Raw genomic sequence first — 12041 nt, forward strand, 5'->3', positions numbered from 1 at the left:
GGAGCTAAGACATGCTTAGCATGCAAGTCTCTGGTAATCTTGCAAGCCACTAAGCCAAGCAACTAAGCTAGGGGAGTTGTTAACTTGGACGATGTGGTGAAGCAGGCGCGTTGTAAGGTGGTTGTAAAAGTGTATAGTAAGGAGAATATGGAGTCTCTGGTGCATAGCAGAGAGTGGGTGCAGGTTATTTTCAGGTGTCCTACAGGTATATATAGTCATGCATCTTTAAGTAGCAATCCTTTAAACTTTAGGGTGCTTAGTTTTACCCATCATCCTGCAAGTAAAATTTACCCTGTACATGGTTTTTGGGTTGAGATGGGCAGTGTTGCCATTTGTTCCAGCTTTGTTAGCTTACCATGTGGCGTTAAATGCTAGGCGATGCAGCCAGTCTACCGCGGAATGCCCTACAATCTATGTTGTAATGTCCATAATATCAGATCTGCTTGCGAGCGGGAGTGACTGCCCTGCGTGAATTACATAGGTTCTAAGCGCAAGCTCTCTAATTTTTTATTTAGCAATATCCAAGAGGTGTTGCAAACTTGCGGGGTTTCTCTATCTGATTGTATCTTTACCGACCTTTTTTCCGGCACAGCGGCGGTGGGACGACTGTTTAAAAACCATGTTAAGCAGGTTATCAGCAATGACAAGGAGTTTTATAGCTTTGCATTGGCCAAACACTACATTGAAAACACCCAGCCCCTAGGGCGCGCGCAAGCCCTCGTTGCTGAGTTAAATCATCTGCCCCTTATTCAAGGCAAAATTTACCAACACTACGCCTTAGGGGGTGGGGAAGGGCGGCAGTATTTTAGCGATTACAATGCCATGAAAATTGATGCCATGCGCACCCAAATTGTTCAGTGGCAAGCAGAGCATGCCATTAATGAGGCCGAGTATTACTTTTTGCTCACTTCACTTTTAGAGGCTAGTGATAAAGTGGCTAATACCGCCTCTGTCTATGGGGCGTTTTTAAAGTACCTCAAAAAAAGCGCACGACAGGAACTCTGTTTGACCCCTGCTCCCCTAGAGTTGAGCTCCAACCCTCATTATGCCTACAACGCAGACGCTGAAGAGATTATCAAGTGCCTACACACCGACATTTTATACTTAGACCCACCTTATAACCAGCGCGAATACGGGGCTAATTATCATCTGCTAAATAGTATTGCCCTTTATGACGACTTTACTCCGCAGGGCAAGACGGGGTTAAGAAGTTATGAAAAATCTACCTGGTGCAAAAAACACCTTGTCTACCAGAGCTTAGAGCATGTGATAAAAAATACTGATGCCCGCTTTATTTTCTTAAGCTACAACGATGAGGGTTTATTAAGCTTGGAGGAAATCGCCCATCTCTTTGGCCGATGCGGTTGCTATCGCATTTTAAGTCAAGATTACACCCGCTTCAAGGCCGATTCCAAACGCATGCACACTAAAGAGAGCACGATTGAGTATTTGCATGTATTGGTGAAGGATTAATTTTAAACTAACACTAGCCACTTTAGGACAAGATTTAACCTGCAAGAGGCAGACAGACAAAAACAAATAGAGTTAAAGCGCACGCAAGAAGCCTTAAAGCAAGCCCACTCAGATTAGATAGACACAAAGTCAAAGCTTGCGAATTGTTTTTAACTTTGCCTATAAGTGTGAAACAAGGCTTATCTAATCTCTTTAAAGAGGGCGATCCACTTGCTTTTTGTCCGCCGGTATTCAGGGTAAAAATATCGAAATGCTTTGGGATTACACCAACAATGCACTTAAAAGCGACACAGAGGGCGCGCAAACCCTCATAGAAATCTTTTACGCCCTCTTTGCCTACTACGAACAAGCCACCCTCTACCAACTAGACCCCTTAGAAGTCGGGCAAACTTACGACCCCACCAAGCACCAACGCCACCGCTCTAGCACACATTCTAGCGGAGCGATCACAGAGGTGCTCTTGCGAGGCTTTAGGCACACTAAAACTGGCGAAGTTAAACGCCAATCTGTCATCAAACTTTAAAGAGGATGCTATGGAACACACTAAGACCATCAAGGGCATTTATCTCACTCAAGAACACCTTGGAAAGAGTTTGAGAACAACGATAACCTTTCAAACCCTAAGCATTCTTTTACTAAGCATGTTAATGCTTGTTTTGAGATTTTTAAACAAAGTGTGGAAAAAGCAGAAGTGATCGCCCTTGATAGCATCAGCTTTTACTTGCCTAAGGATAAGGTCTTTGGGTTTGTGTATCCGTAGCATGACCACAAAATATCGTCTTCAGCACTGTAAAAGACTTGAAGGATTTAGGCACATTATAGGTCCAAACCGCAAAGAAGTCATCGCACATGCGATGACTAGGCGCAAAGCTCTTCCGCTTTACACCTATGCAGGTTCCAGGGATTTAAACACCATCACCACCGCCATTAACACCGCAGCTAAACAAAAAGGCATCAAACTAGTCATCATAGATTATCTACAACTTATAGAGCTCCAAGATGAAAACGCAAATTTGCACGCCAAACTCTCTAAGATATCCTCCGCACTTAAAGCCTGTGTCACACAGAATAATATTACGATTATCGCTTTAAGTACTCTCAAGAAGCCCACAAATGCCACACTTATACGATTATTTCTTGCAAAATATGCGTGTTAGAAGGGGTGGAATAAAAACACATTGTGGCGCATAATGTAAGCATCCCTTAAGTTAAATACCACTAATCTTCAGCTAGGTAAGTGGACCAAGCCTGGAGTTTGGGGGGTTGTCTCAGTTGTCTCGTGATGGCTTAGGTCTCGCCCATTGCTGTAGTGGGTCTTAAGGTTTTAGGGGTTGTGGGCCGGCTTCGTGGCCTAGAGGATTTGAGGTCCTTGTAGGCTAGGGGCGCTGGTTTAGTTTATCGGGGTCGCTTCGTTGCTTTGACCCCCTTTTTGGGACGTATAATTCATTATCAGTGTTTCGAAATTATGTCAAGGGAGTTTTATAGATGAAAAAGTTTATTCTAGGTGCATTTTTAGTTTCCTCTTTAGCGCATGCAACAACCATTGATACTACCAAAGTAAGTATGAGTTTTACTGCATTTAAAACTCCCCACAAGGCGGGTGTGGAAGGCACTTTCGACAATGTGGTTTATCGTTTTAATAAAGATATGTCCAGCGTCGCGCACGCCTTAGACAAAGCCACCGCCACAATCAATGTTTCTCATGTGAATTTACACGACGATCTCAAGAACAAAAACCTAAAAGAATCATTCTTTGATTTGTTCAAGGACAAGAACCTAAAAGTTACTTTTAGAGATATTGTGGCGGGTGAAAATCAGGGCACGATTTTAGCTGGTGTGCGCATGAATGCTAGGAGCGTTAAAGTTCCTATGACCTACACAATTCAGGATAACAAACTCGTAGCCACTGGTGTATTGGATGTTTTGGAGTTTGGCCTTAAAGATGCCCTTCAAAAACTTGCCAAAGCATGTGAGGTTCAGCATGAAAAATTAACTTGGTCGCAGGTCCAGATTACATTTAAAGCGGACCTTAAAGATTAATGGCCAAAAAACAGCTAGGCCACACGCTTCTGCACAGTATTAACGACTTTAACGAAGCAAAGCAGGTGATTGTTGGAGGGGTGAATTCTCCTGTGCGCGCCTTCCAAAGTGTGGGAGGCACTCCTCCCTTCATCTTTAAAGGTGAAGGCTATTCTCTCTATGATGTCGATGGAAACTCCTATGTAGATTTTGTGCAGAGTTGGGGACCCCTGCTCTTTGGGCATGCAGATGCACAAATCCAAGAGCGCGTTATTGAAGTCTTGCGGCGGGGTTTGAGTTTTGGTGCACCTACAGAACTAGAAACCACTCTAGCTAAAAAAATTGTGTTGAGCTATGAGGGGGTTGAAAAAGTACGCTTGGTGAGTAGTGGAACGGAAGCAACTATGAGTGCTATTCGCCTCGCCAGAGCTTTCTCTCAAAAGGATGACATTATCAAATTTGAGGGGTGCTATCACGGACATAGCGATAGTTTATTGGTAGGTGCAGGCAGTGGCTGTGCTAGTTTTGGGGTGCCTGACTCTTTGGGCGTGCCCAAGAGCATTAGCCAGCACACTTTAGTAGCACGCTACAACGACATTGACTCTGTTAGAGAGTGTTTTCGAGCGAGCAATCAGGTGGGTTGCGTGATCATCGAGCCCATCGCAGGCAACATGGGCTTAGTGCCCGCTCAATTGGAGTTTTTGCAGGCACTGCAAGATTTATGCCATCAACACCACGCCGTGCTGATCTTTGATGAGGTGATGAGTGGTTTTAGGGCTTCTGCAAGTGGCTCGCAGGCGTACCACCGCCTGGTGCCGGATTTGGTTACCTTTGGTAAGGTGATTGGAGGAGGTTTGCCCTTGGCGTGTTTTGGAGGCAGGGCTGAGATCATGGAATTGCTTGCACCTGCAGGAGGGGTTTATCAAGCGGGTACTTTGAGTGGTAACCCTGTGGCTGTGGCCGCGGGCATTGTCGCCTTAGAAAAAATTGCCCAAGACCCTAAACTCTACTCGAAATTGGAAGCACTCGCCCTGCGCTTCACCGAGGGGCTTGCGCGCGCGGCACAATCCCATGATTTTGCTTTGCAAACCTGTGTGCGCGGAAGCATGTTTGGCTTTTTCTTTAGTGAACAAGCGGTGCATAATTTTGAGGGGGCCAAGGGTGCTAACAAAGCATTGTATGCAACTTTCCATCAAAAGATGCTCCAAAAGGGCGTTTATTTAGCCCCCTCTGCATTCGAGAGTGGCTTTATCTGCACTCCTATGCATGAGGATATTATCGATGCATGCGTGCAGAAAGCCAAGGAGAGTTTTTCTGAAATGATGCATGGAATCTGAACCCAAGTTCAAACGGATTATAGAAGGAGCCAGTGTTCTGAGTTTGGGTATCTCCATCGTGGTGGCGATTCTCATTGGTATTGGCATTGGTTATGGGCTCAAGCGCCTCACTGGCATTGCATGGTTATTTTGGTTGGGGGTTTTTTGGGGGGTCGGAGGGGCTGTTCTCAATGTCTACAAAGCTTATAAGCGCGCCAAAAAAGACCTAGATGCTCTGGCTCAAGATCCCAAGTATAAACACGATTCCCATGTGTAGCTTAAAATGTGCCCTCCTCATACTGATGTGTAATACGCTAGGGGCAGGAGTGGTAGCCTATGGCTGGGGTCTGTGGGCTCTACTTAACTTTGAGGCGAGTTTTGTAGGGTTCTTGTTAGTACTGATGACGGGATATCAACGGCTTAAGAACACTTTGGGCGATGCACAACACACTCATTCCTCGAAGTTTATGTTAGGAGTGGGGTTGAGTGTGGGCTGGCCCAAGATGGGGGCTTATGCGATCTTATTGGGCACTCTGTTGGGGCTTATGCATTGGAAGGTCTTCCAACCCATTCCCTACCTCATAGGGCTGGGAGTGTGTTTGGCCAGCGTACTAGGGGTATATCTCCTTAAAAGAGCTTGAGTGTCTTACCAAGTGCTGTAAGCGTAGCCTGTGTTATAATCTCAAATCTAAAAAAGCTCTTCTGGACAGAGAAAGGACTTCTGGTGCCCGTTCCTCCATCTTCTTTTAAGCTCAAATGCCCCAAATGCGGAGTGACCAAAATTATTAGTCCTAAAAGCGATGCGCTTTTGCCTACTGATTTAGGGCAAACTTGTGCTAAGTGTGGCATCGCGATGGAGCGCACCATAATGGGGTTATGGGATTGTGTATTGGGAAGGTTCAAGCCCCGCTTTTAAGACTTTTAGCAAAATCGGCAAATACTTTATTGATACTCTGAAGTTGGAAGAGTTATCCCGTAGCGCAGCCCGAATAATTCAAATTCTAGTGCGCTGGCCTCTAGGGCAAGCTGAGTTTGGAAGGGTTTGAACACACCTTGGAAATCTGCTTTTTTAGCGTCTAAATAGGCCCTGGCATGATCATCGCTCATATAAAGTGGTTCGCCCACAAGAGGAAAACCTAGCGCGCTTAAATGGAGGCGGATTTGGTGCGTGCGACCGGTGAGCGGGGTGATTTGAAGCTGAGTGTGCTGTGTCTTAGGGCAAAAGCGCAAAATCTGCACACTCGTAGCGCTGGGTTTGCCCTCTTTAGCAATTTGGCAACGAATGCCTAGATCGGCACGCTTGCTCTTGGGTTCTAAAATTTTTAAGATCACACTGAAGGGTCCTTGTGCGTAAGCACGCATATCCCCCTGCACCCACGCTCGGTAAGTTTTACTAATTTGGCGTGTGCTAAAGAGTTCTCTAAGAGCATTTTCATAACACTTCTGCGTGCTGACCATCACTAGCCCGCTGGTTTCATAATCCAGGCGGTGAATTAGGCGCGCATGAGGGTTGCGTGCGTGCACGCTCTCATATAAACTGGCGCTGTTGTAGTTCTTGGGATGAGAATAGAGATTTTTGGGCTTGTAATAGATTTCAAAGTAAGGTGTGCTGAAAAAAGGCGTGAGAGTGGGGGAGTGCAGAGATTTGAAATGTAACAAGGCAACCTGCCCTACAATATGCTCAGATTTATGGATACGCGTGCCATTTACATAACACAAACGCCCCCGATCTAGTAGGCTTTGTGCCTGTGCGCGCGAACATGCCAACACATCACACACAAAAACCCACGCCTTAGTGGGTTGGGAGAGATCAAAGATTTCGCGTACGAAAGGCATTACAAACAAGCTTGCACAAAGGCCTTAAACAGAGGATTAGGAGCAATCAATCTGGAAGTGAATTCGGGGTGGTATTGCACCCCTATGAAAAACTTTTCTGCAGGCAGAGCCAAGGCTTCTATAAGATTGTCAGGATAGCTATGCGCTACAACCTCTAGGCCATGTTGGGCATACTGCTTGACATAGTCCTTATTAATGGTGTAGCGATGGCGGTGGCGCTCTTTAACCTCGAGCGTGCCGTAAGCTTTTGCGATGGGTGAACCCTCTTTGAGTGCGATTAAATGCGTGCCCAAACGCATGCTCGAACCCTTGTGGGTGATGTGCGCTTGGCTTTTAAGTAGGCTCACCACTGGGTGCGCGCACTCAGGAGAAAATTCACTAGAATGCGCTCCTTGTAAACCCAAAACTTGTCTAGCAAATTCCACTACCATTAATTGCGCCCCCAAACACACTCCTAAAAAAGGGATGTGGTGCGTGCGCACATGTGTGATCGCATTGATCATCCCTTCAATGCCGCGTGTTCCAAAACCTCCGGGCACTAAAACCCCATGCAGGTCTTGCAATTTATGGGCCACGCGTGCGCGCAAATGCGCATCCGTTTCACCCTCTTGCAATTCCAGCTCTTCACTATTGATGAAAGCCACCTCAACCCTAACTTGCAAATGCGCTCCCACACAGACCATGCTCTCTAAATAACTCTTATAAGATTCACCCAGGTGCACATACTTGCCCACAAACCCAATCTTAATTGTGCGTTTGGGATTTAAAATATGTGTAACCAGCTCATCCCAAATCTGTAACTTTTGGCCGTCTGGACAGGCCTGGATGTTGAAATGCTCGCAGATCGCCTCTAATAAACCCTCTTTAAGATATTCTGAAGGGCAGGCGTAAATGCTGGGTACATCACGCGCCTGAATCACATTCTTGATGGGCACATCGCAACTGCTCGCAATCTTAGCTTTCAATTCGGTGCTCAAGGGCTGGCTACAGCGCGCTAAGATAATATGCGCGCTCACACCCAAGCGGCGCAATTCAATGATGGAATGTTGGGTGGGCTTACTCTTGAGCTCTTGGCTGGTGGAAATATAGGGCACAAGGCTGACATGCACATTGGCTACACGCGCGCGCCCCAAGGTGTTCTTGAGCTCCCGAATGGCTTCTAGGTAAACCATTCCCTCAATGTCGCCTACCGTGCCTCCCACTTCTACAATTAGAAAATCTTTGCCTTCACCAAGTTTTAAAATCCGCTCTTTGATCTCGTCCACAATATGGGGAATAACTTGGATTGTCTTGCCTAGATACTTGCCTTTGCGTTCCCTTTCAATCACGCTCAAATAGATCTGCCCAGTGGTAAAATTATTTTCTTTGGAAAAATCTTTATTTAAGAAGCGTTCGTAATGCCCGATGTCTAGGTCCGTTTCACTCCCATCAGCCGTAACAAAAACCTCGCCATGCTCAAAGGGGCTCAGTGTGCCCGGATCGACATTAATATAAGGGTCAATCTTCAGAATATCTACTTCAAAGCTGCAGAGTTTAAGCAGATGGGCTAGGGAGCTAGACGCCACCCCTTTACCCAAAGAACTCAATACACCCCCGGTGATAAAGATGAATCTAGTCGCCATACTTATCCTTAATAAGAGTATATATCAATACAGAGTAACGACAAGATAGTTGTCTTTTTGCGCAATCTGGTAGCTATACCGGCCGTCCAATTCGATAGCAAAGCGGTAGAAACGATCATGGGTACTCAAGGTAACCTGATTAACATGCTTCTGGTTCACTTTGAGTATTTCATGCAAGGTAGGTTCTTTTCTATCAATGTCAATGACAATGCGATAAGGATCGAGCAAGATAAACGAGCGTTGGATTTTGGAGGTAGTGCGCAGATATAATTTATTCTCTCGAATCCAAAACTCAAAATTAGCAATATTATAGGTGCTCTCTTCGGGTTGCAGAAAGGCCTTTTCTTGGGTAAGTTTTAGGGGATAGTGCCAATCGATGCGCCGCCCAATATCAATTTCCTTGGTGTGAACAGAGGCATCGACATCTTGATAGGTCAAGGTAATTTTGGTCAACACCCTGGCGGTGGTTGGTAGAGTGATCTTAAGAGTTTTGAAATAATCCGCCACAACATCCTCAAGCATGTTTGCGCTTCCATGCATGCCCTTGTTAGCGGGCTCAAAAGGATCTTCCCTTGCCATAAGTGCGCCTAACAGCACAAATACGACTAGTTTGCTAGCAATCCTCATCAGCGACCACCCGTGGGCGGCTCTAGCTCTTTAAGCTCAAAGAGTTGCTTTTGCAACTTAGCATTTTCATACTGTAGATTCTGCACGCTGGCCTGCAAATTCACTTGTTTATCCTTGAGCGCATTGAGCACCTCAAACGAGCTTTCTCCAAAGAGCAAGGCCCCGATATAGAGTCCCAACGCCGCAAGTCCAGCCACGAGCAACAAGGCATAGCGGTACAGATAAGCCAACTGCCACAGCGTTAATAACATCTCTAACTCTCAGTGGGCATACCAAGCACATGGGTTTTATCACCAAAACAGAGTTTTTCCTTGATCCTCTCTTCGATTTCTAGGGCTAGGTCTTGGTTCTCCTTAAGGACTAATCTTGAAGTTTCCTTACCCTGACCTAGCTTAGTGTTTTGGTAACTAAACCACGCTCCGCTCTTGTCTACGATGTCCAGCTTGACTCCATAATCGATGAGCTCGCCTGCATGGCTAATTCCCTCGCCATAGATCACATCAAACTCAGCCTCTTTAAAGGGAGGGGCAACCTTGTTTTTAACCACTTTTACTTTGACTCGATTCCCAATGGATTGATCGTTTTGTTTGAGAGTGGCAATGCGACGGATATCCAAACGCACACTTGCGTAAAATTTGAGCGCGTTTCCTCCCGTCGTGGTTTCTGGGCTTCCATAACCCATCATGCCAATTTTCATGCGGATTTGGTTAATGAAGATCAAAGTGGTGTTCATCTTGTGCAACACACCCGTGATCTTGCGTAAAGCCTGACTCATCAAGCGTGCCTGCAAGCCCACATGTTGATCCCCCATGTCTCCTTCAATCTCTGCCCTAGGGGTGAGTGCGGCGACCGAGTCAACGGCAATCACATCCACCGCCCCACTGCGCGCTAAAGTTTCTAAAATCTCTAGGGCCTCTTCTCCCGTATCTGGTTGAGAAATCAGCAAATTATCTACATCCACGCCTAACTTTTTGGCATACTGCACATCTAGGGCGTGTTCAGCATCGATGAAAGCGCATGTGCCCCCATTCTTTTGCGCTTGAGCGATAACATGCAAGGTCAGGGTAGTTTTCCCACTCGACTCAGGTCCATAGATTTCCACAATGCGCCCCCTAGGCACACCCCCAACGCCCAGCGCAATATCAAGCCCTAGCGAACCCGTAGAGATCGCTTCGATGGGTTCAATTTCCTTATCCCCCCAGCGCATCAAGGCACCTTTCCCAAAGACCTTATCGATCTGCTTGATGGCCAAATCCAAGGCTTTCTGTTTCTGTTCATCCATGGGAAATCCTTTGAGTAAAGCGCGATCTTAACAAAAGAATGGCTAAAGTCAACTTAGGTTCAGCAAAGACAATGCACAAGCGCATCTTAGAGTCCAGGGAGCACGAGCTGGTTAGTCCAGTTTGAGGCTATAGGGTTTTGGTGAACTATAAGGATGGCTGAAGTGATACCAAAAGTTAGCCTCATAAGCATTAGGATTGCGCTTGATACGACAATGAAAACCGCGTAACATTTCTTCGAATGGAAGATGATTTTCAACAATACAAGCCAAAATCTCTTGGCGTACTTTTAATTGCATAACGCGGTAACCCTGCTGGCTAGAAATGAGTGCGTTCTCTTCTACAATTTTAAAACTCTGGGCAGCAAAGTTGGCCTCTACAATGGGTGCTACAATTTTATCAAAGCTATCATTAGTAGGGATGAAACTGACAATTTGGTTAGCCCTATAGGTAGAAAGCTTGAGAAAACCCATCAGTTTATGGGGATTGTAAGTGAAGTTTTTAGCATAGAATTGCACATACTTTGGAGGGAGATCTTTTTTGAGTATGTGCACTTCTTCTTGCCACTGCACTAAATCTGCGGTCTTGAATTCCAAAGTGAGTGTATCATTGGGAGCGAGGTATTTGACGGGAGTTTCTCGGTGCGTGCGGCTGTAGAGATCACAAATTTTACTGCACTCTATGAGGTCGTTATGCGTGTTGATGCGCTTGATAATAGCATCTCGAGGACTCTCTTGCAAATAGGGAGTTGCAATGGGTAAGACATAGGCAGGTTTGGTAACATCGATAAGTTTTTCTAATTGCTGTTTTTGTCCTTCTAAGTAAGCATTGTGCAACGCCTTTTTCTCTTGACCGGTGTAATTGTCAATGCAGAAAGGAAAGCCCGAAGTTTCTCCAAAAAAGGCGGTGCAGAGCAAAGTTAACCCACTGGGTAAATTGAAGCGGTTGATATAACTGGCATAGGGGTTGATGAGCACATCATGTCCACAGAGGCACAAATAAAGCCCACTTTCTTCTGAGCCATCACCAGCTCTAAGGACGCTAAATTGAAAAAACGAGCTAAATTCGTAGATTTCCTGGAATTCGAGGGGAAAGATATTGGCAAAACCTAAGTTTTTCAGGGCGCGTTCTATGCTTTTAGAGGGAAAATTGCCCACAATAAAGGGCTTACTTCTGGGCACGAAGGCTAGAGTTTGAGGGTGCAGACAGCTAGAGCGATTAGAGGAGATAAAAATAAAATCCGCCTGCACCAAGCAATGCACCGCTTCCTTGCAGCTAGCTTTTTCCAAATAACTTGCCCCTAAAAAAGCGGGGCCCAATAACCAAGGATCGGTGATGAACTTGATTCCACCCGCTTCAATATACAGACAGGCGTGGTTAAGATAACGAATCTTAAAATCTCCCTTAAAGCTAGACTGATAAGGATTGGATAAATCAGTGGTGGTTTCTATCTGAAGAGTGCGCCCTTCTATGCGATATTTGAGGGGTTGTTTCCTGCGTCCATTATCATAACTCAAAGTGCTCAAATACAAATTCCATGCGCAATGAGGGCAGGAAGCAATGCCCTTCTTGTGCAGGAGTTTATCCCCCTTATGATCGCAAATGGTGTTGATAATCCAATCTACTTCGGGTTTTTCTCCCATTTTGACATGTTTTTTCATCTTAATAATGAACTCACCCATGTCATTAATGCCCTCCAATAAACCCCGCACAGAGAGACTTTGAACATTAGTATTGGTTTCAAAAAGTCCCACACGGCGCAGTTTAACAGGCGCGCGCGCGTTCTTGGATGGCAAAGCTGGCATGGCATCTCCATGGCAAAAATTAAAGGCGCATTATACTAAAATCTTGCCAAAATCCCCAACTCT

The 12041-nt window shown here is 45.7% G+C and carries 13 protein-coding genes; 7 read left to right on the forward strand and 6 right to left on the reverse strand.

Annotation, left to right across the window (positions count from 1 at the left end; translation table 11 throughout):
• Positions 1-468 precede the first annotated feature (468 nt).
• The 7 genes from KCO92_RS05085 (at position 469) to KCO92_RS05115 (ending at position 5449) form a co-directional block, all read left to right on the forward strand.
• On the forward strand, positions 469-1473 hold the full coding sequence (locus KCO92_RS05085; protein ID WP_104695802.1) for a DNA adenine methylase: 1005 nt from the start codon (positions 469-471) through the stop codon (positions 1471-1473).
• Between the two features lie 217 nt (positions 1474-1690).
• Positions 1691-1996 carry a nucleotide exchange factor GrpE gene (locus KCO92_RS07420; protein ID WP_233710482.1) on the forward strand — a complete coding sequence of 102 codons (306 nt, stop codon included), beginning with the start codon at positions 1691-1693 and terminating at the stop codon, positions 1994-1996.
• 238 nt (positions 1997-2234) lie between these two features.
• The gene (locus tag KCO92_RS05095) at positions 2235-2630 is read left to right on the forward strand and encodes a DnaB-like helicase C-terminal domain-containing protein (protein ID WP_104695803.1); all 396 of its coding nucleotides are present in this window, start codon (positions 2235-2237) and stop codon (positions 2628-2630) included.
• A gap of 328 nt (positions 2631-2958) precedes the next feature.
• Positions 2959-3513 (forward strand): YceI family protein, encoded by a 555-nt coding sequence (locus tag KCO92_RS05100; RefSeq protein ID WP_104695804.1) that lies wholly within the window; start codon positions 2959-2961, stop codon positions 3511-3513.
• Positions 3513-4829 carry a glutamate-1-semialdehyde 2,1-aminomutase gene (hemL, locus tag KCO92_RS05105; protein ID WP_104695805.1) on the forward strand — a complete coding sequence of 439 codons (1317 nt, stop codon included), beginning with the start codon at positions 3513-3515 and terminating at the stop codon, positions 4827-4829. The genes KCO92_RS05100 and hemL overlap by 1 nt, the downstream gene beginning before the upstream one ends.
• Positions 4819-5085, forward strand: coding sequence for an AtpZ/AtpI family protein (locus KCO92_RS05110; RefSeq protein WP_104695806.1), 267 nt, complete (start codon positions 4819-4821; stop codon positions 5083-5085). The genes hemL and KCO92_RS05110 overlap by 11 nt, the downstream gene beginning before the upstream one ends.
• A 25-nt stretch (positions 5086-5110) precedes the next feature.
• Positions 5111-5449 (forward strand): hypothetical protein, encoded by a 339-nt coding sequence (locus KCO92_RS05115; RefSeq protein ID WP_233709696.1) that lies wholly within the window; start codon positions 5111-5113, stop codon positions 5447-5449.
• 301 nt (positions 5450-5750) lie between these two features.
• Here KCO92_RS05115 and KCO92_RS05120 read toward each other — a convergent pair whose 3' ends face one another.
• From KCO92_RS05120 to KCO92_RS05145, 6 genes are all read right to left on the reverse strand, one after another.
• Positions 5751-6644: a pseudouridine synthase family protein gene (locus tag KCO92_RS05120; protein ID WP_104695809.1), complete on the reverse strand. Its 894-nt coding sequence runs from the start codon at positions 6642-6644 to the stop codon at positions 5751-5753.
• Positions 6644-8266, reverse strand: a complete 1623-nt coding sequence (pyrG, locus tag KCO92_RS05125) for a CTP synthase (RefSeq protein WP_104695810.1) — start codon at positions 8264-8266, stop codon at positions 6644-6646. Before pyrG ends, KCO92_RS05120 begins: the two co-directional genes overlap by 1 nt.
• Before the next feature lie 24 nt (positions 8267-8290).
• Positions 8291-8845, reverse strand: coding sequence for an AMIN domain-containing protein (locus tag KCO92_RS05130; protein ID WP_233710483.1), 555 nt, complete (start codon positions 8843-8845; stop codon positions 8291-8293).
• Positions 8846-8892: 47 nt separating this feature from the next.
• Positions 8893-9144: a hypothetical protein gene (locus KCO92_RS05135; RefSeq protein WP_104695812.1), complete on the reverse strand. Its 252-nt coding sequence runs from the start codon at positions 9142-9144 to the stop codon at positions 8893-8895.
• Positions 9145-9146: 2 nt separating this feature from the next.
• The gene (gene recA / locus KCO92_RS05140) at positions 9147-10175 is read right to left on the reverse strand and encodes a recombinase RecA (RefSeq protein WP_104695813.1); all 1029 of its coding nucleotides are present in this window, start codon (positions 10173-10175) and stop codon (positions 9147-9149) included.
• A 111-nt stretch (positions 10176-10286) separates the two neighbouring features.
• On the reverse strand, positions 10287-11978 hold the full coding sequence (locus KCO92_RS05145; RefSeq protein ID WP_104695814.1) for an MBL fold metallo-hydrolase: 1692 nt from the start codon (positions 11976-11978) through the stop codon (positions 10287-10289).
• Positions 11979-12041 lie beyond the last annotated feature (63 nt).

This window comes from Helicobacter salomonis (assembly GCF_017979425.1).
Classification (GTDB): Bacteria; Campylobacterota; Campylobacteria; order Campylobacterales; family Helicobacteraceae; genus Helicobacter; species Helicobacter salomonis.